At 59.4% G+C, this 25,355-nt stretch carries 27 protein-coding genes; 8 read left to right on the top strand and 19 right to left on the bottom strand.

The window, feature by feature from the left end:
- The first annotated feature begins 364 nt into the window (after window positions 1-364).
- The gene (locus PLJ71_08810) at window positions 365-493 is read left to right on the top strand and encodes a hypothetical protein (GenBank protein ID HQM48776.1); all 129 of its coding nucleotides are present in this window, start codon (window positions 365-367) and stop codon (window positions 491-493) included.
- Window positions 494-587: 94 nt separating this feature from the next.
- Here the strand turns inward: PLJ71_08810 and PLJ71_08805 are convergent, their stop codons facing one another.
- Window positions 588-1,034: a nucleotidyltransferase gene (locus PLJ71_08805; protein ID HQM48775.1), complete on the bottom strand. Its 447-nt coding sequence runs from the start codon at window positions 1,032-1,034 to the stop codon at window positions 588-590.
- A 175-nt stretch (window positions 1,035-1,209) separates the two neighbouring features.
- Window positions 1,210-1,965, bottom strand: a complete 756-nt coding sequence (locus PLJ71_08800; GenBank protein ID HQM48774.1) for a class I SAM-dependent methyltransferase — start codon at window positions 1,963-1,965, stop codon at window positions 1,210-1,212.
- Between the two features lie 122 nt (window positions 1,966-2,087).
- Between PLJ71_08800 and PLJ71_08795 the strand changes: the two genes are divergently transcribed.
- From PLJ71_08795 to PLJ71_08775, 5 genes are all read left to right on the top strand, one after another.
- Window positions 2,088-2,879 (top strand): hypothetical protein, encoded by a 792-nt coding sequence (locus tag PLJ71_08795; GenBank protein ID HQM48773.1) that lies wholly within the window; start codon window positions 2,088-2,090, stop codon window positions 2,877-2,879.
- A gap of 117 nt (window positions 2,880-2,996) precedes the next feature.
- A complete protein-coding gene (locus tag PLJ71_08790) occupies window positions 2,997-3,725 on the top strand; it encodes a hypothetical protein (protein ID HQM48772.1) in 729 nt (242 codons plus the stop codon).
- A 124-nt stretch (window positions 3,726-3,849) separates the two neighbouring features.
- Complete coding sequence (locus tag PLJ71_08785; protein ID HQM48771.1) at window positions 3,850-5,538, top strand: tetratricopeptide repeat protein; 1,689 nt, start codon at window positions 3,850-3,852, stop codon at window positions 5,536-5,538.
- A gap of 376 nt (window positions 5,539-5,914) precedes the next feature.
- Window positions 5,915-7,729 (top strand): hypothetical protein, encoded by a 1,815-nt coding sequence (locus PLJ71_08780; GenBank protein HQM48770.1) that lies wholly within the window; start codon window positions 5,915-5,917, stop codon window positions 7,727-7,729.
- A 220-nt stretch (window positions 7,730-7,949) separates the two neighbouring features.
- The gene (locus PLJ71_08775) at window positions 7,950-8,468 is read left to right on the top strand and encodes a hypothetical protein (protein HQM48769.1); all 519 of its coding nucleotides are present in this window, start codon (window positions 7,950-7,952) and stop codon (window positions 8,466-8,468) included.
- A gap of 36 nt (window positions 8,469-8,504) precedes the next feature.
- On the opposite strand, the gene PLJ71_08770 is transcribed toward PLJ71_08775, so the two are convergent.
- The 9 genes from PLJ71_08770 to PLJ71_08730 form a co-directional block, all read right to left on the bottom strand.
- A complete protein-coding gene (locus PLJ71_08770) occupies window positions 8,505-8,783 on the bottom strand; it encodes an EscU/YscU/HrcU family type III secretion system export apparatus switch protein (GenBank protein ID HQM48768.1) in 279 nt (92 codons plus the stop codon).
- Window positions 8,784-8,785: 2 nt separating this feature from the next.
- Window positions 8,786-9,994: a hypothetical protein gene (locus PLJ71_08765; protein HQM48767.1), complete on the bottom strand. Its 1,209-nt coding sequence runs from the start codon at window positions 9,992-9,994 to the stop codon at window positions 8,786-8,788.
- Window position 9,995: 1 nt separating this feature from the next.
- A complete protein-coding gene (locus tag PLJ71_08760) occupies window positions 9,996-10,868 on the bottom strand; it encodes a hypothetical protein (protein ID HQM48766.1) in 873 nt (290 codons plus the stop codon).
- A gap of 97 nt (window positions 10,869-10,965) precedes the next feature.
- Window positions 10,966-11,268, bottom strand: a complete 303-nt coding sequence (locus PLJ71_08755; GenBank protein HQM48765.1) for a hypothetical protein — start codon at window positions 11,266-11,268, stop codon at window positions 10,966-10,968.
- Window positions 11,246-12,064: a FliA/WhiG family RNA polymerase sigma factor gene (locus tag PLJ71_08750; GenBank protein ID HQM48764.1), complete on the bottom strand. Its 819-nt coding sequence runs from the start codon at window positions 12,062-12,064 to the stop codon at window positions 11,246-11,248. The genes PLJ71_08755 and PLJ71_08750 overlap by 23 nt, the downstream gene beginning before the upstream one ends.
- Complete coding sequence (fliN, locus tag PLJ71_08745) at window positions 12,061-12,975, bottom strand: flagellar motor switch protein FliN (GenBank protein ID HQM48763.1); 915 nt, start codon at window positions 12,973-12,975, stop codon at window positions 12,061-12,063. Before fliN ends, PLJ71_08750 begins: the two co-directional genes overlap by 4 nt.
- 15 nt (window positions 12,976-12,990) lie before the next feature.
- Window positions 12,991-13,980 carry a flagellar motor switch protein FliM gene (fliM, locus tag PLJ71_08740; protein HQM48762.1) on the bottom strand — a complete coding sequence of 330 codons (990 nt, stop codon included), beginning with the start codon at window positions 13,978-13,980 and terminating at the stop codon, window positions 12,991-12,993.
- Window positions 13,981-14,261: 281 nt separating this feature from the next.
- Window positions 14,262-15,095, bottom strand: coding sequence for a polysaccharide deacetylase family protein (locus PLJ71_08735; GenBank protein HQM48761.1), 834 nt, complete (start codon window positions 15,093-15,095; stop codon window positions 14,262-14,264).
- 205 nt (window positions 15,096-15,300) lie between these two features.
- Entirely contained in the window at window positions 15,301-16,716 is a 1,416-nt protein-coding gene (locus tag PLJ71_08730; GenBank protein ID HQM48760.1) for a hypothetical protein, read from the bottom strand.
- A 171-nt stretch (window positions 16,717-16,887) separates the two neighbouring features.
- Here PLJ71_08730 and PLJ71_08725 point away from each other — a divergent pair, with 171 nt between their 5' ends.
- Window positions 16,888-17,442: a uroporphyrinogen decarboxylase family protein gene (locus tag PLJ71_08725; GenBank protein ID HQM48759.1), complete on the top strand. Its 555-nt coding sequence runs from the start codon at window positions 16,888-16,890 to the stop codon at window positions 17,440-17,442.
- 17 nt (window positions 17,443-17,459) lie between these two features.
- Here the strand turns inward: PLJ71_08725 and msrB are convergent, their stop codons facing one another.
- The 5 genes from msrB to dtd form a co-directional block, all read right to left on the bottom strand.
- Window positions 17,460-17,879, bottom strand: coding sequence for a peptide-methionine (R)-S-oxide reductase MsrB (gene msrB / locus PLJ71_08720; protein HQM48758.1), 420 nt, complete (start codon window positions 17,877-17,879; stop codon window positions 17,460-17,462).
- A gap of 230 nt (window positions 17,880-18,109) precedes the next feature.
- Entirely contained in the window at window positions 18,110-18,712 is a 603-nt protein-coding gene (locus PLJ71_08715; protein ID HQM48757.1) for a GNAT family N-acetyltransferase, read from the bottom strand.
- Window positions 18,713-18,744: 32 nt separating this feature from the next.
- On the bottom strand, window positions 18,745-19,803 hold the full coding sequence (locus PLJ71_08710) for a glycosyltransferase (GenBank protein ID HQM48756.1): 1,059 nt from the start codon (window positions 19,801-19,803) through the stop codon (window positions 18,745-18,747).
- A gap of 1 nt (window position 19,804) precedes the next feature.
- Window positions 19,805-20,749 carry a methionyl-tRNA formyltransferase gene (locus PLJ71_08705; protein ID HQM48755.1) on the bottom strand — a complete coding sequence of 315 codons (945 nt, stop codon included), beginning with the start codon at window positions 20,747-20,749 and terminating at the stop codon, window positions 19,805-19,807.
- 25 nt (window positions 20,750-20,774) lie between these two features.
- Window positions 20,775-21,224 (bottom strand): D-aminoacyl-tRNA deacylase, encoded by a 450-nt coding sequence (gene dtd / locus PLJ71_08700; GenBank protein ID HQM48754.1) that lies wholly within the window; start codon window positions 21,222-21,224, stop codon window positions 20,775-20,777.
- A gap of 525 nt (window positions 21,225-21,749) precedes the next feature.
- Here dtd and PLJ71_08695 point away from each other — a divergent pair.
- Window positions 21,750-22,535, top strand: coding sequence for a DUF1080 domain-containing protein (locus PLJ71_08695; GenBank protein HQM48753.1), 786 nt, complete (start codon window positions 21,750-21,752; stop codon window positions 22,533-22,535).
- A 200-nt stretch (window positions 22,536-22,735) separates the two neighbouring features.
- Here the strand turns inward: PLJ71_08695 and PLJ71_08690 are convergent, their stop codons facing one another.
- The 3 genes from PLJ71_08690 to PLJ71_08680 all read right to left on the bottom strand — a co-directional run bounded on the left by PLJ71_08690 (window position 22,736) and on the right by PLJ71_08680 (window position 25,159).
- Window positions 22,736-23,530 (bottom strand): methyltransferase domain-containing protein, encoded by a 795-nt coding sequence (locus PLJ71_08690; protein HQM48752.1) that lies wholly within the window; start codon window positions 23,528-23,530, stop codon window positions 22,736-22,738.
- Window positions 23,531-23,599: 69 nt separating this feature from the next.
- The gene (locus PLJ71_08685) at window positions 23,600-24,361 is read right to left on the bottom strand and encodes a class I SAM-dependent methyltransferase (protein ID HQM48751.1); all 762 of its coding nucleotides are present in this window, start codon (window positions 24,359-24,361) and stop codon (window positions 23,600-23,602) included.
- A 213-nt stretch (window positions 24,362-24,574) separates the two neighbouring features.
- Window positions 24,575-25,159 carry a superoxide dismutase gene (locus PLJ71_08680; protein ID HQM48750.1) on the bottom strand — a complete coding sequence of 195 codons (585 nt, stop codon included), beginning with the start codon at window positions 25,157-25,159 and terminating at the stop codon, window positions 24,575-24,577.
- Between the last annotated feature and the right edge of the window lie 196 nt (window positions 25,160-25,355).

The raw sequence follows: 25,355 nt of genomic DNA, 5'->3' as shown, positions 1-25,355 counted from the left end.
TACCTCCCCCCTCGTATCCTAACTAGAATTCCGCGAATAAACCGCTTGCCGCGAGAGAAATCCCTGAATCTACCCGAAATGAGTGGACAAACTCGACGGTTCACCGTAAAATGTAAGTGGATGAAGGCCCATGCAGGAGGTATCGGGCTGCGTGGGTGGATGTACGGGAGTTGAAGAGCGGCGCAGTCACACGAAAGGCGCGGGAAGGCACATCGGTCTCATCTGATACGGTGCGTGCAATCGGCGCGAGTCTGATGTGGCGCGCGCCGCTTTTCCCTACTTACGCGGTGTGCCCGAGCGCCAGCCTTCTGTTGTATCCGCCATCCCCGAAACGCAGCCACAAACTTGACGGATGTGCCGTCGCGTGGGCGGCAACTGCCTGTATATGGATGGCCACGTGGAATTCATCCGGTACCCCGGCGAATTCCCAATCTGTGCTTCCTGGGTGGCCATGATGGACCTGCTGTCAGGCACCAACGACCCTTACGGTTGATAATCAACGCGTGATCCAAGATTTCCACGGCGGCCGCGGGATTTCTCCTGCGGCCGTTCTTGTTTGCCGGAGGGGAGGCCAGATGTCCCCCTTGCTATTCGCCCCCGAGCCACTCGAGGTCGGCCAAGTCCTTGGCTCTGCCGAGCGCCTTCTTGTTCACAATCAGATGTTCCCGGCTCAGTATCCTGACGGGGAGCCCCTCCAATCGTGCGCTGACGGCCCCAGACCACGCGTCATCGAACGGAACCCCGGTCAATGTCGTTAGCAGGTCGATGCGGTTCGGCGGAAAGCCGAGCTGGATGATCTGGTGTTCCTCGCTGAAGTCCCGGGCGCTGAGTCCCGTGTCTTTGAACCCGAAAGCACATATGACCCGTTCCATGCGCTGCGCGTTCTCGTCAGAAACCCGCAGAAAGAGGTCGATATCCCCCGTGTAGCGCGGGCAGCCGTGATAGGCCATGGCGTGCGCGCCAACAACCACATAGTCAACGCCGTGGGAGTTTAACAACTCGATAAACGCGCGCAAGTCGGGATGTAGCGCCATGGTTGCCCCTTTCAACCAGTTCAACCAACAGATCCAGCCGCTGCTGCGGCGTCAGGGAGCGAATATACTCGCGATCTGCCCTCTCGGCTTCGCCATGCGTTCGGAATACACGTACAGTTTTCTCCATATCTTTAGTCTACCACGAATGCTCGAGAATCCTGCGTCCCCAGCCCTCTCAGACCTTTCTTAGCAGGACGATGAGGTCCGGCGAGACCGACGTCTCGAACGGTTCGCCGCGGAACCCTCCGTAAAGGCCCTCCGTCTCCAGCGCGCTTTCCCGTGCAAGCGCTATCAACTCGTCTTGTGACCAATGTCTCAAGACGGCCGTGTCCACGGCGGACTGGAACCGTCCCTGTTCTTCCTCCACAAAGAAGTTCAGTGCGAGCAGTGTGTAGTTCCCGACGGGAACAAGGTTCTTGACGGCGACCAGCTTTCCTTCGGGGAGCAAAGCGTCCTCGACTCGGTGCCGGGGCTGGCGCGCATCGGGACGGCCATAATTCAGCACCTGGAAAAGGAACAGTCCGCTCCGCGACAGCCGCTCTCCCACACGCGAGAATACCCGGCGGAGGTCGGCCTCCGCGATGAGCAGGGAAAGGGAATTGCCCATGCAGATGGCGAGATCCCACGTGCCGGCGGGCGGCGTGCGCATATCGCCGGCCCGGTAGTCAACGCGTTCATGAGCCCGGTGGCTTCGCGCATAGGCGATCATTCCTTCGCTCAAATCGGTGGCGGTAACACTCGCGCCCTGCTGAGCGAACCAAAATGCATGCAGCCCCGTCCCGCACGCGAGGTCCAGCACTCGCTCGCCCGGGGCACGCTCAAAAACCTCGCTCAGGAGCGGGCTCTCCCGTTCCAAGCGTTTCCGGGCATTGGCGAGAACCTCGTAGTACCGCGCGACGCGCTCGAAAGGCCTCGTCTCTTCAGAAGACATGCGTTAACGTTCCTCCTGCAGCGTGCTCGCTCACAAGTGATTGGCCAGTTTGTACTTTCTGATGCTGTCAAGTATAATCTGTTTACTGCAAGTCTGCATGGTACGTCTGTGGAGAATAGAGCATGAAACGATTGCTTCTTCTGACGCTTCTGGCGGGAGTATGCTTGATCGTGTTCTCGGGCTGCAAAGCCGAAGAGCCCCCGCCGCCACCGCCTCCTGCTCCTCCGCCTCCTCCGCCTCCTCCGCCTACGCCTGAGGAAATCGAGGCCGAGATCAGAGCAACATTCGAGCCGAAATACAAGATTCTTTACAGCCTCGTAAGCGGCGACGCCGCGGCTGCTCAGCAACAACAGCAGCAACAGCAGCCCCAACTGAGGCGGAACAGACGCAGTGAAGACGACGAAGAAGAACTGGAGCCGCTGCAGCAAATGGCCACCGAGCAGCAGGTGAAGGACAGCATCAAGACCGACCTGCTCAACGCCAAGAACAAGCACAGCGGGACGGACTACGGACAAAAGGGCCTGAAACGCGTCGCAAACATGTTCGAGCGCGACATTACAAAAGGCTATGAGCAGGGCCCAAACAACCGCAAGATGTATAACGTAGTGTTCATGGCGTGCGACCTGCTGGAGGTTCTCGAACCGGAGAGCACCATGCTGTCACGATACCGGCAGCTCGCGAAGGATCAGCTCAACCGGCCAGAAGTCAAAATCACTGGTAGTACCACCATGGACGGCGAGACCACGTGGTTTTTCCAGGTAACCTTGCCCGAAACCGGCACTATGGAAAGTGTACGGGCGCGAAAGGGCGACGAGTTCTACGGCTTGCGGTTTGTCAACGTTCTTGGCAATAATCGCGCCGTGGAGCTGGAGTACCTGAAACTGAATGAGCGGTTCATAGTCCCTGGGCCGTAAGAGCGAACTATAACCAAACAAGTATCTTGAAAGCCCATGCTGCACGTTGCATGGGCTTTCCCAAGACTAGCGATGGCGACTGGCGAACGTACGGGTACCCGCTCAGAGGTTAGCAGTATGAGGCGTCAAAGTATACATCTGCTGACGGGACTCGTCCTGTGTTTGGCAGCAATTAGTGGGTGTTCCGGACAGGACAAGTCCGGCGTCGTCCCTCCGCCTCTTCCAGAACTTCCACCGCCGAACCAGCCGCTCCCCGAAGAGATCGCGGCCGAGATCCAGGAAGGGCTGAAGCCGCTTGACGACGTCGCCAGCTTCGAAGCGGGCATAACGCCCGAGTTGAAGGAACAGCTTATCACGCACCTGAAGACCGCCCAACACAATCACAGCGGAACGGAGTGGGACCGTAAAGGCTTGATGCTGACGGCGAACGGGCTCGAGGACCGCCTCGAAGCCGCACGCGAAAACATGCACACAGACCTGGTTCTGCTCTTGTGCGATCTGATCGAGGTCATCGAACCCGACAACACCAAGCTGCCCCGCTTTCGCGAATGGGCCCAAATCCAGTTGGAGCGCCCGATAGTCAAGATTGTCGGCTGGTTCGAGTTCGAGAAGCCTAGTTACGGAAAGGATGAGATCTACGCGCTGCTGGAGGTCTATATCCCGGCGACGGGCAAGACGGAACGGCCTAAAGTCATGGAGGGAGAAGAATTTCTGGGCCTCAAGTTCCACAGGATCATCGGGAAGAAGCGGGGGATGGTCTTGGAGTATCTCAAGACCAAAGACAAGTTTGCGGTGTACGGCCCCGGAAACAGGGCCGCGATCTTGAATGCTAACCCCAATTCTTGAATCCAGCCCCCAGTCCTTCCAAAGCGCTCAGCTGCGGAAACCCTTGCGGGGGCGACAGCGCCACACCAGATCTGGTATAGTCTCCCCCACACAACCACCGGCGCCGTAAACACGGTAACTCGTTATGAAAGCAACCGCAAACGAACTGCAATTCCGTTGGTTTACAGCGGCAGCGATTGTTCTCACGGGGTTTATCGCCTATACGAATACCTTTTCCAACGAATTCGTATGGGACGATGCCTCATCAATACTCCTCCACAAGCACGTCCAGGACCCCGCCAAAATCGGGCAACTTTTTCGTGAAGACTTGCATGCCTTCGGCAGAGGACAGGGCAATTTCTACCGGCCGCTCCTCGCCGTTTCGTTTATGGCCGATTACGCGTGGGCTTTCGACGGAAAGACCGAAGCGGGCGTACCGCAACCCGCTGTATTTCCCTTTCATCTTACCAGCACCATTCTCCACGTGGGAGCCGCCCTCTGGCTGTTGGCGCTTCTGTGCCGAATGCGCGCGCCGCGGTCTGTCTTCCTGGCCGTGCCGCTATTGTGGGTGGTGCATCCCCTGCATACGGAGGCGGTCGCGTACATCAGCGGCCGTGGCGATTCGATGGCGGCGTTCTTCATGTTCGCGGCACTATGGTTTGGGCTCTGGGAAGGCAGCCCCCGCAAACGCGTCGCGGGGATGATACTGAGCGGATTGTTCTTCGTGGCGGCCGTTCTGAGCAAAGAATCCGCCCTGGTGCTGCCGTTCCTATACCTCCCGCTGTTGGTCTGGGCGCCGCGCGCCGATGGGACGAAACCGGCCAAAAGCGACCGCATCGGCCGTCTGCCGCCGATTGGCATCATGACCGCTATTTTGATCGTTTATGCGTTTTTGCGCACAACGGTTCTGAATTTCGGCAGCGATTCGGCGGCGCCAGCAGCGGGGCTCACGGCCCGCCTGCTTGAAACCGGCCAAGCGGTGGCGATGTACACAAAGCTCATTTTTGTCCCCACCGGCTTGCATATGGAACGTTCGCTTGCGGGCGCGCCAGCTTGGTTGGGACTCGTGGGACTCCTGATCCTCCTGGCAATTGTGGCCGTATCGATAGGGGCGGTTGTCAGGGGTCATTCGCGCATCGCCGCGGCCGGCGCCTGGTTTCTGATCACATGGTTTCCGATCTCGGGCATCATCCCGCTCAACGCGCCGATGGCTGAGCATTGGCTTTACGTTCCCTTGGCGGGCGCGCTCTGGATGTTGCTTGAGATCGCCGGGTTGACGTTTTCGGCAAAACCGATGCCCTATGTCTGCTACACCGCTGTCTACCTCTGCTGCCTGGTCCTGATTGCCCTGACAGTCGAACGCAATAGCGACTGGCGAACCAATGAAACGCTATATGTTGCCACGCTTAAAGACAATCCCACATCCATCCGCGTTCACTACAATCTGGCCGCAACGTACCAGGACCTGTTAGACAACCCCGCCGGCGCACGTAGACATTTCGAACGCGTCATTCAGCTCTACCAAGAGAAGAAGGACGCCGAGGGCCTGGACAAAAGCATCTTCTGGGACGACGAACTCGATGCGCATTTATCGCTGGGCGACATTCTAATGGAAATACGGCCCGATCAGGCCATGGAGCACTATGCACGTGTGCTCTCTGTAAGCCCCGAGGGAGAAAGGAAGGGCTTGGTGGGAATGGCCGCCTTCGGAATGGGACGGTGCAGTTTGCGGTTGGGCCAATTCGAACAAGCCGAACAGTTCTTCAAGAAAGCCATCGTACTTATTCCCGAACTGAAGACCGAGGCCGATAGGATGCTTTCTCGTGGTATTTGAAGCACAGACTGCCAAGCCAAGTGAAACGCAGCATAAGCATTTGCGCCAGAGCAGCCCAAGGTTTAGAATCTCCTTCATGAGCAAAAGGGGGACCCCGCTGGGGAGGGGACAGAACGGCAAAAAAGGGGGGTGGTACTTTACTGGGACGGCCGAAATCGAGAAATACTTGAATTTCTTATTTCGGGTCCACCCCCGGCGGCCCTTGCAAAGACCACGGGCATGCCGTAATCTCCATTACCCTCCAAGGTTTTGGGGGACATCGACTAACGAAAGATTAAGGGGATTTGTTGACACCTGTGTTACTCCGTGATAGAATGGCAAAACTGAAGGATTTTGTGTTCCTGACCGGATAACTGGTCGAACGGAGGTTTTTCCAATGGCTGATGACAAGCCGAAGAATGGCAAGGGCGTTCCTCAAGAGGAAGAAGGCGCCGGCAAAGGCAGGTTCGAAAGTGACAGCGGCCTGGGAAATCTTCCTCCGTTAAGCGATTTCGAATCCACCGCGGACACGTCCGACACAAACCTGCCACCACTAGACGGGACCGATTCGGGGGGCGATCTGGATAAGGGAACGCCCAGCGGTCTGCCCCCTATCAGCGACATTCCCGTCGAGACACCCGTGCCTTCGGGAAGAGGCCAGGCGGGACCTCCGGACTTCGAGTCTCCGAGCGCGTTTGACACGCCCACCTCGGCGTCCGACAGCGCCTTGGATACGCCACAACCCGAGACGGCGTTCCAGGATCTCGCCGCCGACAGCGATTTCACGCCCGAGACGCCGGAGCTCGGCCCCGGACCGGACACCGATATGGAGACCCCGCTGTTTGACAGCGCTTTCGGCTCGCCAGAAACCCCGCACGGCATTCCGGACACCGGCGCCCCCACGCAAGCCATGGAAACGCCCATGTTCGGCGCCGACGAAGAAGAGCTGGGTTTCGACGAGGGAGCATTTACCCCCGGAGCGGGCTCCGGTTTCGGGTCGCCGACACCCGCACCTGACTTCCATACCGAATCGCCGGAACCGATCGGCATGCCTGCGCAGCCAGGGCAGTTTGGCCCGCAAATGCCGATGCCCGAACCGGCTCCAGCACCCCAAGTGGTCCGCAAAGGCGGCATTAGTCTCATGGTGGCGGTGATTCTCGCGCTGGTGGCCGGTGTTGTAGGCCTGGCAGCCGGATATTTCTTATGGCCCACCCTCCAGCCGATGCTGGGAATGAGCACCAATCCGCTGCAACAGGAAATGGATGCGGCCAAGAACGAGCTCAACAGCTTGCGGCCAAAAGCCAACCGGCTCGCGGAAATCGAGAACCAGTTAGCTGAGATTGGCGGGATCAAGGATCCAAACGAACTGGTGGCCGAGATCAACCGTCTCACGGACCAGAAGAAAAACTTGGACGCTGAGGTGAAGACTGCTCAAGAGCAGGCTCAACAAGCAGGACAGGCTCTCACCGCCGCCAAAGAACAACTCGCGACTGTTGAAAGCAACCTGAAAGACAAGCTCGACGCCTATGCCGAGGCCGATGAGGATTATCAGGAACTGCTCAACCAGATCTCCATCGTGCGAGCTCGCGACAACGGGCTGCGGGCCGAAGTCGACCGCCTGGAAGGACTGGTGGGAACTCTCGAAGAATCGAACGCGCGCCGTGTGACGACCAAGGAAGCCTTGACACACGCCACCGAGCGATTGACGGTCATTCTCCGAGAGGGAATGCCGCTGGTTCCGGCGAAATTCTCCGTGGAAGAGCGCACGGCCAAGCTGAAGGAACTTCAGGAGAATCTGAAGAATATTCAGTGGGTTACTCCGGAAGCGCTCGAACAATTCACGTCGTTGTTCCTGAATGAACTCGAAATCGCCCGCACCCGCACGTATTTCTTCGCGCGTATCCCTGTGAAAGACCGCTTCGGCGTCACCGAGATGCAATGGGCCGAGTGCGTCATGAACGGCAACTGGAGCGTGTTTTACCGGACCTTGGACGGCACCCATATCGGGACCTACGAAAACATGGTACTGGCCGGGCCGCCCGTCTATGAATACCGCGACATGTTGCCGCAAGAGGTTCAGAAGAGCATAGAAGAAACCATTATCGCGTCGCGCACCAAGGACTACGAAGAGAAGGTCCTCATGCTCGCGGAACGGCAGGAACAGTTGCAGGTGAAGACCGAATTCCAGGGTGTTTTTGACTCTCTCGAGTAGTGTCTCGCAGATATGTCAACGGCTGCGGCCCCGCCACAGGTGGCGCGGCCGCTTTCTTCTTTCGAGAAGGCCGCTCCCGAGACCGTCCAAAGACAAAGCAGGCGGGCCGGCGCAAAGAGAAGTCGAGTCATCGGCGCACACCGCGAATTTCGAATGGAATCGAGTGTAGTAGAAGATAGGCATGTGGGGAGTCTGTTCCCACGCAAGGGAGTAGCATCTCATGGACCCTTCGCACTTCGAGGAAAAACAAGGATTTCACTGGTTTGCCTATGCGGCAGTATTGATTGCGATAGCCGGGACAATTGTCGCGGCCGTCGTTGCCTTCACGGCCTGGGAGGAGGACCTGGGCATTGTCGAGGCATGCTGGATACCGCTCCTGGCGGCAGCCGGGGCTTTGCTCGTGTTGAACATCCTGAGCATGCGCACAACAATCGCCGGAAACCGGCTCACTGTGCAGTTCGGCCGCTTCTTTCCCATATATCGCAAGCATATTGCAGTGCATGAGATCAACCATTCGCGAGTGGTGGACTACCGGCCGCTTCGCGATGCCGGAGGGTGGGGGATTCGTTTCGGGCGCTTCGAACGGCAATCGTGCCGGTTCCTCAATTGCCGTGGAAACCGCGGCGTGCTGATCGAGACACATGACCAGCGTTACATAATCGGTTCGCAAGAGCCCGAGAGACTGCAGGCCGCGCTGGACGCGGCGCGCGCAAATGGTGGAAGTGGCTCGGCCGCGTAAACGTATTCCCTGACCAATCAAGAGGGTACGGGGCTCTTATTTTGCCATGCGCCGATTCAGCCGGTACACGAACGCGAGAATCTCGGCGACCGCTCGATAGAGTTCTTCCGGTATCTCGGTGTCAACATCAAGGCGCGACAATACCGCCGCCAAATCGGGATCTTCGTGTATATACACGCCGCTTTCCCGGGCGATTTCAATAATGCGCTCGGCGAGCAGCCCCGCGCCCTTCGCTACGACACGCGGCGCGGCGTGTTGTTCGGCATCGTATCGGATTGCGGCCGCTCTGCGCCGCTTGTCACCCGGCCGTTTCATGGTCACGCCCTCACGTCAACACCGGCATATTGCCGCATGAACTGGCCTAATTCGCGCAAACGGTCTCCTTCCCAGAGCCCGAACCGCACCTGCGCGCCGGGATACCCCGCCGCGGCGAGGGATTCAACCAAACCGGCTTTCTCGCCTCGTAAAACATCCAGGGACTCGGCGCTGGCTGCGCGTACCACACACGAGCACTCACCCGCGGCAATTCGCAGGACGATCCACAGGTCGCCCAGCTGCGACAAAGACACGTCAATGGCAACCATGGCATTGCGGGGATCAAACCGCTTGCCCGCGGCCCCCCGCCCGCTCATGAAATGCAGCTGCAAACGCTCGAGCCCGGTGTCTTCGAGAAAGGGCACTTCCACGAAAAAATAGGGCTGCTCGAGGCTCCTCAGATTTTGCAGGGCGGCCCCCGCCAGTCTGTCCAGTACCCGGTCCGCAGTCTCCTGAAAATCCCTGAGACGCCCCTGCCCACGCAGATAACGGGCAATCGCCGCATCGTGGCGTACCCGCATGAGGAGGCCTCGCAAATCATCGCTGGCTTCGGCGAGAATCTCGTCAAGACGGCCTGATTGCGCGGCGAGAGCCAGCCGGCCTTCGAGCGTCCGTCCGCCGCGCCGCCACTGCTCCAGCACTGCGCGCCAATCACGCTCGCCTGCAAGAACGAAAGTGGACACGAGAAGTCCGAACCGGTCCGCAAGCTGCTGCGTGAGGGCCCCAGTTTGGGCGGCGCCACTCAGGAGACCTTCGAGCAGTTCCAGCTCGGCGCCGGTCCGTGCATCGGACAGAAACAGAGAAAGCACGCTCCTGACCGCCGCCTCATTTGCAGGCATCGAGGGATGCACGACGCGAGCGGCGTCTTCCGCGGCGCCCAAAGCTGAAAGGCTCTCCAGGACGCGCGCAAGCACCTGGGGCAGCGAAGCCGCCGCCGCCGCATCTTGCGGTGTCGTGACCGGTTGGGGACTCAGGCGGATCTGAAGCCCCGCCGCCGCGCGCACGATTTCTCCGTTCACAACCTGGCCAGGCGTGAGCTGGGGAATGTCGCCGACAGGCACGCGCGTGCCCCCCACCACGACCGAAAGATTTCCAGCCTGCCCCTGGACCAAGGCTTGAAACGTCTGCCCTGCACGCAACCCGCCGGGAAAGCTTGTCAACGATGCCAAAGGCACCACAAAAGGCTGGACGCCCCCCCCGGGACCTGCCATCTCACTCACCCCGGTCTTTGCGCAGATTCAGAATGAGCCGCACCTCGCCTTTGCCAAGACCCAGCTCACGAGCGATTTCAGACACGCTCATACCCGCGTCGTTGTATTCGTAGACGCGCTTTTTCAAGGGCGCCGCGCTCGAGCGCCCTTTGCCGTTGTTCTTTTCGGAGTCCGCGGAAACGGTTTTGGGTTCGCCCGGCGCCGTATCGAGGTTCAACAGCGCACGAAACGCATTGCGCGCGGCCTCAGCATGTTCAGGAGTCTCAGGCGGCGTTTCCGCGGGCTCACTCTCCGGTTCCTCAGGAACTTCTCCGAAATCCAATCCTACCCAATGATCCAGCCCGGTGTCGGGCGGCTCTTCTAACACGGGACGGCTACTGGCCTCGAGGGTCTGTTCGTGCGCGGATACCTGGTGTTCCTCGGCGGAAGACAACGGCATCGCCCCGATATCTGCTCGTCCGGCGTCCTCTCCGGATGGCGTGCCTCCCCTCTGCCCCAACCGGGCCTGAACGGCGGCCAGTTCCGCTTTGGTTTCGGCAAGTTCGACGGCGACGCGGCGCGCCGTCTCGCGCATCTCCCGCAGGTCAGCGGCCGCCGTCTCGACAACGGTCTTGATGTACTTGACCTTCTTACCGAGACTGACGTTGAGTTGACGCGCAACATCCTTCTGCTGTTCGAGGATATCGCGCATAGTCTGAAACATGATCATCGTGTTAATGATGTCGTTTTGAGGTGCGCGCGTCTTCGAGAGATTCGTTCGACGCCCGCGGAAGCGCAACGCGTAGGCCACGACCAACGTTACGAAAAGCGCCGCCGCCAGAAACGCAAGCAAAACCGCCGCCCCGTAGGACGCGCTGTTGACTAGTCTAAGCATCTTGCGCCCGCCCTGCCGTCGTAAGCACCATTATCCCCGTCCGTATCGCTCTCGGAGACACCAGAGTCGTCCATGCAATCCATGCCGCCGGGCACTCTCACACTTTCAGATCGAGATGTTGACCGCCCTCCTCCGGCATGCGCTTCTGCTCGGAGGCGCCGTCTGACAACGAGCCTTCTGGGTCCAGCTCTTTCGAACGGCGCTGGCGGCGTCCTGAAAACGGGTTGCGCCTGCGCCCGTCGCGCTCGATACCCTTGTGTTCGGATTCGTTGCTGTGCCGAACCTGGGTTTCATCGCGTACACGCTCCTCTTGGGCAGACTCAGAAACCCGCTGTTGGGCAGCCAGCGACATTCGATCGGTAATCTGCTGAATCCGTTCAGCCGCTGCGATCCGAGCCATCTCGGTTTGTAGATCGACTGGTTGAGGCATCCTCCACCTCCTGCTGCCGTACGATCTTGCGCAGCTTCTTCATGGCCGCACTGTGGATTTGGCACACCCGCGATTCCGACACTTCCATGACGACGCCTATCTCTTTTAGCGTCAACTCCTCATAGTAGTATAAGTTTAACACTTTTTGCATTTGTTCCGGGAGTGCCAGGATGGCGTCAACCAGGAGCTGTTGGCGCTCACGGGTCAACGCCACCGACTCGGGCGTGGGCATGTCATCATCGGAAGTGACATCGACTTTCCGCGTATCGGAGCCTTCCTCGACCGGCAGGTAATCGTCCAGCGAAAGTATATGAGCGGTCTGGAGTTGCATCTGTACGTCCTCCACCTGCTCCGCGTCGATGCCCAACTCCTCCCCAACATCGTCATGAGAGGGTTCGCGGCCTCGTTCGTGCCGCAATTTCTCTTTTGCGGCGCCAATCTTGCGCGCCATCATTCGAAGCGAGCGCGGCGCCCAATCGAGCGAGCGGATCTGGTCTATGATTGCGCCGCGTACCCGAATGGACGCATAGGTCGAGAACTTGATGTCCTGAGTGTAGTCAAATTTCTCGACCGCATCGAGCAACCCCAAGGCCCCCCATCCGATAAGGTCGCCGATATCAACGCTAGACGGAACATGAATGGCCATGCGCCCCGCGATATACCGCACGACACGCATATGACGAACAATGAGTTCCTGCCGCGCGTCCTCGTCGCGATGTCTCTTCCACCGTTCCCAGAGCTGCCTCTCGTGGTTTTGGGCGTTCACCGCAGGCTTTCGATGCGTTCGGTTGGACTCACAATCTCCGTGATGCGCAATCCGAATTTTTCTTCCACGACAACGACATCGCCGCGGGCGATCAGCTTGTTGTTTACCAGCAGTTCCACGGGCTCATCGACGGAGTGGCCCACTTGGATGATGGAACCCGGCCCCAGTTCCAGCACCCTCCCCAACGGCATTTCGATGCGCCCCAGCCGCACGGTGACCGTAAGGGCAATATCGAGAATCATATTGAGATTGCCGGGAAGATCGCGAGATGCGCCGGAAGAAACCCCTTCGGCGGCGTCCGGCATCCCAAAACGTTCTTGCACGATGCCCAGTACCTCGCGTTCCGCTCCGTCAGCACCCAACGCTTGAGGCGGGATAGCCCTCTCGAGCGTTTGGGAAAACAGCACCGCCGCCGCGCCGCCTTCCACGGTCTCGGGCACATCGTAGCTGAAGCGCGTCACCGTTGCCCCGCTTCCCAACACCTGCAGTATTGCGGCGGCCTGTTCCGCGGCCGCCAAACGAACTTCCGCCGGATCCAGTTCGATCGCCGCGCCATACTTCTCTTTGAAATGGCCGGCCCCTCCTCCCATGCAGGGGTCGAAAATTTCTTTCATCGCACCCGCTTCGTCATCGGGCAGGCCGGCCCCTTTTCGAGGCTCTTCGCCCATCACGGCAGACACCATCCGGCGCGCATCCTCGACCGCAATAAGCACCACAATTGCCCCCCCGCCGACAACAGCGCACTCTATAGCCAAGGGCGTTTCGGAAAGGGCGTCCTGCACGGCCCCAAGAGTAGCGCTTTCGGGGGGATTCGCCCGAAACGACGGCTTGGATGAGAGCATGGCGCCGATTACATCGCAAAACCCCCTCACGAACCCTTCCGCAAACAGTATCGCGGCGGCAGCATTCATCACTCGATTCCCTCGCTAGTCTTCACGAATCACGGCGCTGATTTGCACGGCGCTTTGTTCGCTGCGGCGCCCCGGGTGGGCCTTGAACCGCACATTGCCACCAACTTCCACGTCGATAGGTTCCTCGACACGGGAATCCAACTGTACAACGTCTCCAACACGCAGTCGCATCACATCATCCAGATTCATACGCGCCCGGCCGAGAATCGAGTCCACGGGGGCCAGCGCCTTTCGCACAATCCGCGTGATCTGGGCCCGGGTCTGCGCAGCAACTGCCGGATTCAGCCGCCGGATAAAGCGCGTCTGTTGCGTAATCTGGTCAAAAACCGGGTTCAGCACCAAAAGCGGTATGCACATATTCATGGTCCCGACCGCTTCACCAATATGCACTTCATACCCCGCAAGAATCGTCATTTCGCTGCCCGCCACAATCTGGACAAGCAGGGGATCGCTCTCTTGCGTTTCGACACTAAGCTTGAATTCAACAAGCTGTTCCCACGAACGCGTCAGGCTGTCGAGAATCATAAGCACGATTCGATGCACAATGCGGTTTTCGATCTCCGTAAGCTCCCGCGGTTCCGAGAGGGGCAGCCCCTTCCCACCCAATATCCGGTCAACAATGGGAAACACAAGCGGAGGACTCAGTTCGATGACGCAATTCCCCTCAAGCGGATTCATGTTGACGACCGATAGGGCCGTGGGCCGGGAAACGGAGAGGATAAACTCGTCGTAGGTCAGCTGATCGATCGAAACCAAATCGACCCGAACGACTGTGCGCAAGAACGGGGGTATCATGATGCTGAGTTCACGGGCGAAGTTCTCGAAAAGGCTTTGCAGACCTTTCAGTTGTTCCTTCGAGACGCGTTCGGGACGCCGGAAGTCGTAGACGGTGGTGTCGCGGACATCCGGGACAGGCCGTTCCTCCTCGGAAGGCACCTCCACATCCCCCTCAGCTACAGCGCTAAGCAGAAGATCTACTTCTTCCTGGCTTAGAATATCAGCCATCCGGAAGCCCCTGTAAGGATAGTTGTTGCAGCTAATACATCAGAATGGAGTATAGCATAGCCCAACCGGGTGCGCAAGGAAGGGATACTTCCATAAGACATTTATTTCTAAATGGATACAAGCCGGCGCCAAGAACTGCATGGGGAAGAAACGAACCTCTGGGTGTCGTGCAGATAGCGTAAAATTCATGACTTCGTAAATAGATTCTTCCCCGTTTCGGGGCAGAGAGCCAGCGCTCGAGCCGCCACCTGCGGCAATTCTCTACCACACAGCCTCACCGTTCAACCGGTTCGCAATACGCGGTTGAGCAGGCGCCGCGCGTAAGCCCCAGCCTTCGTATCGATCACCATAAGAGCGTCCAGCCGCCCCGTCACCTTGTCCGCAAAACGCTCCAACGTGTCTGTTGAGTCGATGCAAATGCGCCGCAATTCGAGAGGGTCACAGTCAGGGTAGTTGACGCCGTACCGGTTCGTCACGCCGATCTTGAATCCGAACTCCGCAATAAGAATCTTGGACATCTCGTTGTAGTCGAGGACCGAACCGTAGGGATATGAGAACGCCCGTGGCGGGTCCCCCAATTGCTTTTGAATGAGTCGCGCGCATTTGCCGATCTCGCGACGCTGGCCGCTTTCGGAAAGCTCCGCCAAGCGGGTGCCCGTAAGGGAATGGGCGCCTATCTCGATACCCGCCTCTTGCAGCCGCTTCACTTCATCCCACGTGAGCAGCACGCTTGTCAGAGGGTCTCTGTCGTCTGGAAGCATTTTGCCCATTCCGCCCGCCAGGATAAAGACGGTTGCAGGGATGGAAAAACGCTGAAGCACAGGCGCGGCATTCGTCCAATTGTCGCGGAAGCCAACGTCGAATGTTACGGCTACGCCTTCGGTTCCCTCGGCTGCCTCAGCGAGACTGATGACTGAGTGATTCTTTGCCAGCCACGCCATCTGGGCGCGGAAACCCTCGGGCGTGACGTTCGTCTCATGCTCTCGGTAGCCGATGCTGTGATAGGCGAGGATGCGAGAGCATCCGCGACGGGCGGGCACGAAGTTCCCCACGGTCGCCGCGCAATACTTGACGCCACGCTTAAGGACGTTCTTGACCGGATTACCCGCGCTCAAGTGCACGTTCCTCCGCGACCAGCATTCTCCAAAGGTAACCGCGGGCGTGCACAGAATATGCCGTAAAAAACCATGCCTTCATGACAAACACCCACAAGACGCCCCGGCCGGCATGGTCGCCGAAGATGACACATGGCGGATTGGAAAACCGGCCCCGCTATGCGCTGACTCCGAAGCCGCTTCAATGACATGTTTCGCCGACGCGTCACACGATGCCCCGTTCCCGGAGAGCGGCGAGGGCCTTTGTTACGGCATCTTCCATGCCGGGGGCCAAACGCGAAGGATAGCCATACTCCCAGAAACTAACGACCTCGTATCCGCCCTCGGGAAGCTGTTCAGTGGTTGGCAAGTACATGCCCTGGCCATCGGTATATCCGAGCGGAATGGTGAGACCACTCTTGTAGAAGTCCTCGATGAAATAACCCCAACCGTGCAAAGCCTCGCCCTCGATGCCGGCGATCCGCAGCCCCTCGCCCAAGCCGATGCCGTGCAATGACAGCGGCACCTCCGTCGGCAGAGGCCGCCCTTTTTCGATGTCCTCGAGCGTCTTGCGCGCCCACATGAACTGCACGTCCTTGGCCTTGTTGTCATCGGGTGTCTTGGCGATGATCGCCTCGAAGAACTCCTTTCCGGGGGCGGGCTCGAGGGCCCAGCGCATTTCTTCGGAAGCCGAGGCTAGCCTTGGCGTGACGGGTTCGAGCCCCTTTTCGAGAGCCGCGATGACTTCGCCTGCCACGATGGCGCCCGCTTCGTCCATCAGCTCCCAGGTTCCGGGAATCCAAGCGTCGGTGCCGCGGCCGATCACCAAAGGTTTGGCATCGCCACCCACGCCCTGGAGAAACAGGCTGCAGGTCTTGCCAAAATGCGCGTCCAGTTTGTCCATGGCGGCGCCCGGATACTCGGCCGAGATCTCCCACCCGCTCATCATCGAAGGATGGCACGCTATCGAGAACAGCAGGCATATGGGCTGGCCCGAGGCATCCTCCAAGAATACGATGGGAAGCTTGTCATAGGCGCGTCCGGCAGGATTGGGCCGGTTCTCGATGGAACCGTCTGGCATTCGCCGGCGCCGGTGTACCGGAAGCCTGGAGGTTGTGACGCCGGCGCGCATGGCCGCGGGCCGGGCGTTCCCGCGCGCGGCGGCGGCGGCGTTTACCGTGGCCCGCTCGAGCTGGTTGAGGTAGTCGCGGTCAGGGGACTCGTACCCCGCCGAGTACCACGTGCCGGCCTTGGGTCCCACATGGTTGTGCGAGGTGTTGAGGAAGATCTGTTGGGGCGCGATTTCCATGACCCGTCCGATAGCGCCCTTGAACCGGTCGGCGTCCTCCCGGCCCAGAAAACACAGATCATAACCCATGATCAGGACGGCCTCTCCCCCATGTTCGAGATACAGGGCGCGCGTGAATATGGGGTCATGGGTACCTGTGCAGCCGTGTTCCATGTCGCGGCCTCCGAACCCCATCATGGTGGTTCCGACAGGCGGCGTAATATCCACGCGTGCAAATCCGGCATTCATGACATCCGACCCTCCACCCGATTTCTGCGACACCTGCGCCCCCGCCGTTCCCGCAACCACAAACGAAGCGGCTGCTGCGCCCAGAAAAGTGCGTCGTTTCATCATTCCAAGTCCCCACTCCGCCATACAAGTATATCCCTGCCAACCTGAGCGGCCTTCACCGCGGAACACCCGGACTCTACTATATTCTCGTGCGGTATAATACGCCAATTATAAACAGTTTGGACCCTTCCGGCATTTCTTCCGCCATTGTTGAAGAAAAGGATAACCACTGTCATGGATGGACTGACCCGTGTACGTAACGCCATCAACCGGCAGCCCATCGACCGGATTCCGCGGTGCGACGCGCTCTGGGAAGACACTCTCGCCGAATGGCAATCACAGGGCATGCCGCGGAACACCGACCCGGGCGAGTATTTCGGTTGGGACATCGTCGACCTGTTTATGGATGCTTCGATACGCATGGGCAATTGTCTGCTTGCGAATAACATCTCCTTCTGGATGCATTCCTGCGGCAATTGTGAAGCTTATCTGGAAGACCTCATCGAATGCGGCCTCGAGGTCATTCAGCCGCTACAAGCCTCGGCGGGTTTCGATGTGCGCAACCTGAAACCAAGGCTTGGCGCCCGCCTGACTTTTTTCGGCAACATTGACGTTCGGAAGATGAGCGCTTCCGAGAAAGAATGCGAGGAGGAGATTCGCGACAAGATAGCCGCCGCGAAAGAGGGGTACGGCTATATCTATCATTCCGACCATTCGGTTCCGCCGGAGGTGACCTTCGACCGTTACCGGCGCATCATGGACTGGGTCGAGAAGTACGGCGCTTACTGAGCCGGCATAAGACAGCGCTATTTCTTCTCTTCCTCAAATTTCAACGCCGCGGAATTGATGCAATAGCGCAGACCGGTGGGCTTTGGCCCGTCCTCGAACACATGCCCGAGATGGGCGTCGCACCTGGCGCACAGGACCTCGGTGCGGGTCATGCCGAGGCTCGTATCGCTCTCTTCAGCGATGTTCGTTTCCTCGATGGGCTTGAAGAAGCTCGGCCAGCCTGTTCCCGAGTCGAATTTGGCGTCGGAACTGAATAGCGGCATGCCGCAACCCACGCATCTGTAGACGCCTTCCTTCTTGTTGTCCCAGTACTCGCCGGTAAACGCTCGTTCGGTGCCCTTCTGGCGGACCACGCAGAATTGCTCCGGCGTCAACTGTTCGCGCCATTCGTCATCGGATCTCTCGACCTTCTCGGGGCTTTCAGGAGTGGAGTTCATGGATTGTTCTCCAGTGATATCAGATTCATGGGCCGTCTCGCCAGGCGGCTGTGCCTCTCTGGCCGCCCCGCAGGCGAGCGCCAGCAACGGCAACATGACCATAACAAGATGCGTTCTCACGGGATGTTCTCCCGGCTGTTCAACATACAGCCTTCCAATAGATAACCGGCATGGGGCGGGCGCCTATTCCAAGAAAGCGACTATGCGCCGCAGATTCCTCTACGGGCCTGTCAAAAACGTATCTCGTAGCCGATGCACAGGTGCGGTTCGAGCGGGTGTTTCTCGATGATTTCGTACTTCTGTTTCACGAGAGGCCATTCTTCCACGAGGCAGCAAGCGTAGATATACTCAATGCCGATGTACTTCTTCCCGAGAATGTCCTCGATTTCCGCGGTCGGCTTCATCCGGAATCGGTAATGCCTGCCGATCTCGTTCATGCCGATACGGGCGTAATAGCGGGCCGCGTTGCGGTCCTGGGTCCAGTATTCGAGGCGGTGAATCCCCTTCTTCTTGGACTCCTCGATGGACGCGCCGATGAGCTTCGTGCCGATCCGGTTGCCGGCGTACTCGGGGAGGCGTCCGAACTCGAGGACATAGCCGCCGAGGCTGTCTTTCTGGTAGCAGATCTCGCCGGGCTCCGTGTCGTATTCGATATCGGTAAGGCCAACGATGGTTTCGCCCGCAACCGCCACCAGACAAGTCGAGGGGCGTTCGTATACGGGCCGTTGTTGAATAGTGTAGTTCCACGCATGCGAGATGCTCATGATAATGGCGTGCGCGCGCATCCACTGCGCCTCGTCTTCCGGACGATACTCGCGGATTTCGATTTCCATGCCCTCTAGTATCTCCCCGCTGAGAACGCGCGTTAACGGTCCGCTTCTCCGAGGACCGCGCGCGCCTCGCCCATTTTGCCGAGCGATTCGGCGGCCTGTCGCAGGTTTTCTCTGGCGTCGTTGAAGGCGGCATTGAGCCGGACCGCCCGCACGAACTGGCCGTACGCGTCCTCATGCCGGTCCAACCGCCACAGCATAACGCCTAAATCGTTGAAGTTCACCTCCCACCAGGGGCAAACCTCGATAGCCTGCCGCAGCAACGCCAGCGCCTCAGCGAAATCACCGGTTTCGAGTGCCTCGCGGGCGCGGGCATTCAATCGCTGGGATTGTTGCACCGCGTCACTGCGTTCGGGCGGCTCAATAGCCCATTTTCGGACGAAGTTCCGCCGGTTGGTTGTCATCAGTTCATTCCAACGCTCTCCGGCGATGCCCATTCCGAGAAAAGTGCGGCTGCCGTAGTGAAAGACAAAGGCGTCGCGGGCGATGCGCAACCGGTATCCGGCCTGGCGCGCCCGCAGGCAGTAATCGTCGTCTTCGAAATTGCCGCTCCCGAACGATTCGTCAAACAAACCTACCTTCTTGAGGGCCTCCTCCCGGATGAGCAGGCAGAACCCCACGAGACGGTCCACGTCCTGGTACTGACCCGCGTTCTGAGTCGCGCATGTGGCAGCGAAGGCGTTGATGTCGTCGAGAGAGGTGAATTCGAGTCCTGGAATGTGTTGCGGACCCGAAACGCAGTTGCTCATCGGGCCGGTCATGCCGATATCGCCGTCACGAAGCAACGCCCGCCGGAGAACGGCCAGCCATCCCATTGGAACGATGGTGTCGCTGTTGAGCAGCACCACGTCGCCTTCCGCGCGGGCAAGTCCCAGATTGACGCCGCCGGCAAATCCGAGGTTGGTATTGGAATGGACCACCATTGCGCCGGGGACACCATCGAAAAACTCGGAGACGCCGTCGGTAGAGCCGTTGTCAACGAGGATCAGACGATACGGCCGCGCGGTGTGCAGATGAATCGATTGGATGCACTGCCGGCAGTATTCGAGCTGGTTGAACGCGGGAACGATGATAGAGATGGGTCTGATGGCCACGTCACGCGAGCCTTTCCCCGGCGCGCGGGCGCTTGTAGAGGTTTGGCCATAATCCTGCGAATACGTTTGCCGTATGGGCGAGCTCGATGACCAAATGGCCATGTCCTGTTGCGATCCGTACGGGGTGCGCCGCGCGCGTAATGGTTCCGGGCGGCGCTATGGAGGGCTCATTGTCCCAGCTTGTGCGCGAGACATAGACCGTCCGTCCGCGATGGGGGAAGCGCGCCAGCGAGAACGGCATGCAAGCGCGCACGAGACGGTCGAGTTCCCGGGCGGGCCGCGTCCAGTCAAGATACAGTTCTTCCTTGCGCAGCCGCTTGTCGTAGGTGGCCTGGCTTTCGTCCTGGGGCGTGCCGCGCAGTCCGTCGCGTTCAATGGCATCCAGCACGTCGAGAACGAGCGCTCCTGCCGTGGCGCACGCCTTGTTGTAGACCGAGCCGCCGGTATCGGTGTCGTCGATGGGAAAGGGCTGCTGGAACAGGATATCGCCCGAATCAATGCCCTCGGTCATGACGTGAAACGTCACGCCGGAATGCGCGTCGCCCGCGAGAAGCACGGCCGTGAATGGATTAGGACCCCGATGTTTCGGCAAGAGCGATGAATGGCAGTTCACGCAGCCTATCGCGGGGAGTTCCAGCAAGGGTTTCTTGAAGATGACGCTGAATCCGCCGACAAGGATGAGTTCGAGCCCGAGCGGGCGCAAAGGGGCGAGTTCGGGCTCGTCCATCGCGTCTATGTAGAACGACGGGATCTTCGCGCGGCGCGCCATGCCTAACAGACTCGATTCCGGCGCGAATGCCGAGGCAAGACGAGGCAATACCAAGCGCTGGAACGCGGTGGCGGCCCGCCCGTTGCGCAACAAGGCCGTGACTTCGTGGGTCGAATCGAGCAGCGCGCTCAGGAGCGCGGCCCCTAACGGTCCGGTTCCTGCCAGGGCGATGCGCACGTGGGTCCCTCCAGCATGGCTTCCGTCAAAACAGTTTCTTGGTATCGATGAGAAGCGTTACCGGGCCGTCGTTGACAAGATGGACGCTCATGTGGGCGCCGAATTCCCCGGTCTCAACGGTGAGGCCTTTCTCGCGCAGGCGTTGGACCACCCCTTCGTATAGTACGGTCGCGGGTTCAGGGCGCGCCGCATCGGAAAACGAGGGCCTCCGGCCCTTGCGGCAGTCGCCGAACAAGGTGAACTGGGAAATGGCGAGAATCGCGCCGCCAACCTCGACCACCGAAAGGTTGAACTTGCTTTCGGCGTCAGCAAAACAGCGCAAGCCCACGACCTTTTCGGCCATCAGGCGGGCGTCGTCCTCCGTGTCTTCATGGCCCACGCCAAGCAGCAGAAGAAGCCCTTTGCCGATTTGGCCGGTCACGCGGCCATCGACCGTGACCAATGCCTCGGAGACGCGTTGAATGACCGCGCGCAACGATTGGCTCCTTTCCGGTTGTCCAACAAGAACCGGGTGAGCGGCGATTGGCCCGATTCGTGGCAAGTCTAGCAGGGAGCTGAAGGTGCGTCAAAGGAGCGGTTTCGGGTTTGACCCGAGAGACGATGCGAAACAAAAGGAATTAATTGACATAACTATGAACTTTATTCTAGTGCGTACGGCAGATGAGCACAGCGGAAGGACCCGGACGGCCCCGGAAACCAAAAGGACACATCGTTGATGCCTATCTGTTTGTGAGAAGAGAATCGGCGCGCTGTCGTGCAGGCGCTTTAGTGCGGCCTTCGCCCGCATGGGCCGCTCCGCGTGAACTGAGGATTACAGCGGCTCCCTGGCGCCCCTGACGGGCTTCCCAAAGAACCGCACGCTTCAGAGCTCCTCGGACTCCCCTGCTTCGCGCCAGCGTGCCTCATCCCTTGCTCTGCGCCGCTCGTGGTATTCTTCTTCGCGAGTTGTCTGTTTTGGATACTGCCGGGGCGGCGCAACGCCTCGAGGCGGAGAAACCAGATGATAGAGCAGCTTCGTGGGGAAAAGTTTCGAGTCTTTCTGGGCGCCTGGGTCCTGATATCGCTTAGTACAGTGGGGACTGCGTCCACGAACGAGCCGAACACGCTGACCGCCGAGGAGAAACATGCGGGGTGGATTCTGCTCTTTGACGGCCATAGCACGGCGGGATGGCGCGGTTTCAAGGCAGCGGCGATGCCCGACAGTTGGAAGGTTGAGAACGGTTCGCTTCTGTCGCGCCATGGCGAGGGCGAGTCTACGGGCGATATTGTCACCGTCAATCAATACGGCGACTTCGAGCTGTCGCTGGAGTGGAAGATGACTCCGGGGGGCAACAGCGGGATAATGTACCGCGCTACCGAGGATTGCGACAACGTCTGGGAATCCGGCGCGGAGTTTCAGGTCCTGGACAACGCCGGGCACATGGACGGGCTGAATCCTCTGGCGTCCGCGGGCGCCTGCTACGCGGTATTCGCGCCGTCAAGGGACGCGACCCGCCCGCTGGGTCAGTGGAACCAGACGCGCATCGTTGCGCGGGGCGCGCACGTGGAACACTGGCTCAATGGCGAGAAACTGCTCCAATACGAGGTCGACAGCGAGACCTGGCGGGCCCACGTGAAGACCAGCAGGTTTTTCATGACCGCCTACGGGCAAGGCAACTGGGGACGGGCGCCGAAAGGCCATATTGCGTTGCAGGACTACGGCGGCGCCATCGAGTACCGCAACATCAAGATTCGGCCCGCCGCGCCTGAAGAAGCGGAATCCGGCAATCGCCAAAAACAGGAATGAGGGGAGTGCGGGCCCTGTTCCTTCCGGCCGGCGTGACGACAGCGGGCCGTTCCGGATCTGGGGGAACGGGCATGTTCGACCCCTTCGGTGCCCGTTTTTCAGTGTACGACCCGGTCGGATGTTCTTCTCACAGGGCCCACTTCCTCCCCCCGTCCAAAAGAGTCCGTGCGTACGACGCAGCTGACGCTGCAACGCGATGCTCAGGAGGATTCGCGCTTTCGCGCCACGAGCCGCACGAAACCGAAATACCGGCCTTCGTCGGCGCGCAGGACTTCCGCTTCTTCGGGCCAGCGGTTGATGCCCGCGGCGCTCTTGGCCTCCTCGAACTGCAGCCAATCGCGCCAGCCCTCCAGCAATGTGTCGGCCAACTCGATATCGACGAGCTCGGTCTGTTTCCAGTGTTTCTCCCACCAGGCGCAAGTGTGAAAAGAACAACACTCCGCGGGACTCCACCAACGCCTGCCATTGGACTGCTCGCGCGTGAGGTAATCAGGTAAACCATTTTTGAACTCTTTCATCAGCGCCGGAACCACGATGCCCAATTGGCCGCCCGACCGGAGAAATTTCGAGAAATAGCTGAGATAGACGTCATCCGTGCCGAAGTAATGGTACGCATCGATTGAGACAATGGCGTCGAAGAAGTCTTCGGCATAGGGCAGGGCATGCGCTTCCGCGTGGATGGGATAGACTTTGTCGTCCACGCCGGCTTCGCGTATGCGCTGCCAGTTCTCGGCCGCGGGTATCCAAAGGTCGTTTGCCCAGACCTGCACGCCGAATTCGCGCGCCAGGAATACGGAAGAGAGGGCCTTGCCACATCCCATATCGAGAACGCGCATCCCGGGTTCGAGGGTCATCTCCTCGCTGAGCCACTCCGCCAGCCACAAGGCGCTGGGACCCATTTCGTTTTCCAATACCCAGACCGGGTCGTAGGCTTCCGAATGAGGAAAACGCTCGTTCTTAAGCAACGGCTTCAGTTCGTTTGCAGAAAGATCCATGGCTGCTCCTTCGTTTAGAGGACATTCATCCCCCCCGTTTCTAACGCGGTATGCGCATTCCGGGGCGCATCAGACCGGACGGCACACGACAATCTGCCTGCCCAGTCCGGATGCGAACGGCTCTCCGGAGAATGTGCCCAGTTTCACCAGAATCTCAAACCGGTTATAGTAAAGAAGCATGTCCAATTCCTGGGGGTAGAAACACCGCAGATGGATTTCCTCCTCGCGGACCTCGTCACTGCCGCCGCCCGTACAATACCAGGTGATGTGGGATACCTGCGCCGCATCGTCGTAATCAGTCGCTTCCTCGACGAAGATTTCCTGGCCGGACTCTTCTTCGGTGTACGTGAAAACGGGGAAGCGCTCGCCCGCCCCCCGCGCAAGAACTTCCACGTTCGGGTTGAACACATCAAAAATGAACGGAGCTCCCGGCGTCAGATGAGCGCGCACACGGTCCAGAAACGCCTCGAGCGACGCGCGATCATGCATGTGTTGCATGGCGCTGAACGGACAGATAATCAGCTCGAACAGGCGATCGAGCGAAAAATGCCGGCAATCGGCCTCGACGAGGGGAATCTCGAGGCCCTCTTTTGCTGCCTTGTCACCAAGGCGCGCGAGCATAGCCGGCGCAATATCCAGCCCGACGATCTCGAGCCCCTCGCGCGCAATGGGCAACGTCACGCGACCCGTACCGCATCCGATCTCGAGCACGGGTCCGCCGGAACGCTTCGCACGCTCGACATAGAACGGGATGTCCAGCGCGTAATCGCCGTTCTCCGCGTCGTACCGCCGGCCGTCAAAGTAATACTCTTCGATACGTCCCAGTTCCATGGCGGCCCCCTTCTCTCACCTCCAGGCGACCCCGGCCTTCCCTCCGCCGAAAAGCGAAAACAAGAACTAGCCCAACGTTTTGCGAAACAGAACCGCGTGGTCTGTCCCGAACGCCGCTCCCGTCCGTGCCGTGGGAAAGAACGGGGCCACGCCACACGCTCTTCCGTCTTTTGCGGACTCGCTTGGCAATGGCCCCGTTTTCAGCGCCCGCAATCAGGATTGGGCCATATTCTGCTCGGCAAAATCCCAGTTGAGAAGGTTATCGATGACCGCTGCGATATACTTGGGCCGCGCATTGCGGTAGTCGATGTAGTAGGCGTGCTCCCATACATCGATCGTCAACAGGGCGGTCTGCTTGTGCTTCATGGGCAGGTCCGCATTGGAGGTCTGCACGATCTTGAGCTTGCCGCCGTCCATCACCAGCCACGCCCAGCCCGATCCGAACAACTTGCCCGCCGCCCCGCTGAATTCTTCCTTGAACGCGTCGAACGACCCGAAATCCCGGTCGATAGCCTTTGCCACCTTGCCGGAAGGTTTCCCCCCTCCGCCGGGTTTCAAGCAGTTCCAGTAGAACGTGTGGTTCCACACTTGGGCCGCATTGTTGAACACCCCGCCCTCGGCTTTCATGATGATGTCCTCGAGAGCCATGTTCGCCTCGGGCTTGCCTTCCGCAAGCCCGTTCAGGTTGTTCACGTAGGCCTGGTGATGCTTGCCGTAGTGGTATTCGAGGGTCTCTGCGCTGATGATCGGTTCCAGCGCGCTCTTGTCGAACGGAAGCGAAGGAAGAGTAAATGCCATGATTGTCTCCTTTTGCACCGGGCGCCGCCCGGAAGTTGTCGCAAACTGCTGCGCCACGCTCGCGGCGCACCAAACCCCGGAAATCGCGGAGCCTGTGCGCCTCAGCCCAGAAAAGTCTCTGCAAACCAACATTAGAGTACTCCAAAGAAGGAGTCAAGGAGAAGACGGCGATGGGCAGGCCTCGCAACCCTGTTCA

The organism is Candidatus Hydrogenedentota bacterium (assembly GCA_035416745.1).
Lineage (GTDB): Bacteria > Hydrogenedentota > Hydrogenedentia > Hydrogenedentales > SLHB01 > UBA2224.
The sequence above is the reverse complement of the archived record's forward strand: the minus strand, read 5'-3'. Positions and strand labels throughout refer to the sequence as shown.

Excerpts from the sequence above, each read along its gene's own strand:
- PLJ71_08805 (HQM48775.1), bottom strand. The coding sequence starts at position 1,034 with ATGGCGCTACATCCCGACTTGCGCGCGTTTATCGAGTTGTTAAACTCC.
- PLJ71_08800 (HQM48774.1), bottom strand. The coding sequence starts at position 1,965 with ATGTCTTCTGAAGAGACGAGGCCTTTCGAGCGCGTCGCGCGGTACTAC.
- PLJ71_08795 (HQM48773.1), top strand. The coding sequence starts at position 2,088 with ATGAAACGATTGCTTCTTCTGACGCTTCTGGCGGGAGTATGCTTGATC.
- PLJ71_08790 (HQM48772.1), top strand. The coding sequence starts at position 2,997 with ATGAGGCGTCAAAGTATACATCTGCTGACGGGACTCGTCCTGTGTTTG.
- PLJ71_08785 (HQM48771.1), top strand. The coding sequence starts at position 3,850 with ATGAAAGCAACCGCAAACGAACTGCAATTCCGTTGGTTTACAGCGGCA.
- PLJ71_08780 (HQM48770.1), top strand. The coding sequence starts at position 5,915 with ATGGCTGATGACAAGCCGAAGAATGGCAAGGGCGTTCCTCAAGAGGAA.
- PLJ71_08775 (HQM48769.1), top strand. The coding sequence starts at position 7,950 with ATGGACCCTTCGCACTTCGAGGAAAAACAAGGATTTCACTGGTTTGCC.
- PLJ71_08770 (HQM48768.1), bottom strand. The coding sequence starts at position 8,783 with ATGAAACGGCCGGGTGACAAGCGGCGCAGAGCGGCCGCAATCCGATAC.
- PLJ71_08765 (HQM48767.1), bottom strand. The coding sequence starts at position 9,994 with ATGGCAGGTCCCGGGGGGGGCGTCCAGCCTTTTGTGGTGCCTTTGGCA.
- PLJ71_08760 (HQM48766.1), bottom strand. The coding sequence starts at position 10,868 with ATGCTTAGACTAGTCAACAGCGCGTCCTACGGGGCGGCGGTTTTGCTT.
- PLJ71_08755 (HQM48765.1), bottom strand. The coding sequence starts at position 11,268 with ATGGCTCGGATCGCAGCGGCTGAACGGATTCAGCAGATTACCGATCGA.
- fliN (HQM48763.1), bottom strand. The coding sequence starts at position 12,975 with ATGAATGCTGCCGCCGCGATACTGTTTGCGGAAGGGTTCGTGAGGGGG.
- fliM (HQM48762.1), bottom strand. The coding sequence starts at position 13,980 with ATGGCTGATATTCTAAGCCAGGAAGAAGTAGATCTTCTGCTTAGCGCT.
- PLJ71_08730 (HQM48760.1), bottom strand. The coding sequence starts at position 16,716 with ATGATGAAACGACGCACTTTTCTGGGCGCAGCAGCCGCTTCGTTTGTG.
- PLJ71_08725 (HQM48759.1), top strand. The coding sequence starts at position 16,888 with ATGGATGGACTGACCCGTGTACGTAACGCCATCAACCGGCAGCCCATC.
- msrB (HQM48758.1), bottom strand. The coding sequence starts at position 17,879 with ATGAACTCCACTCCTGAAAGCCCCGAGAAGGTCGAGAGATCCGATGAC.
- PLJ71_08715 (HQM48757.1), bottom strand. The coding sequence starts at position 18,712 with ATGGAAATCGAAATCCGCGAGTATCGTCCGGAAGACGAGGCGCAGTGG.
- PLJ71_08695 (HQM48753.1), top strand. The coding sequence starts at position 21,750 with ATGATAGAGCAGCTTCGTGGGGAAAAGTTTCGAGTCTTTCTGGGCGCC.
- PLJ71_08690 (HQM48752.1), bottom strand. The coding sequence starts at position 23,530 with ATGGATCTTTCTGCAAACGAACTGAAGCCGTTGCTTAAGAACGAGCGT.
- PLJ71_08685 (HQM48751.1), bottom strand. The coding sequence starts at position 24,361 with ATGGAACTGGGACGTATCGAAGAGTATTACTTTGACGGCCGGCGGTAC.
- PLJ71_08680 (HQM48750.1), bottom strand. The coding sequence starts at position 25,159 with ATGGCATTTACTCTTCCTTCGCTTCCGTTCGACAAGAGCGCGCTGGAA.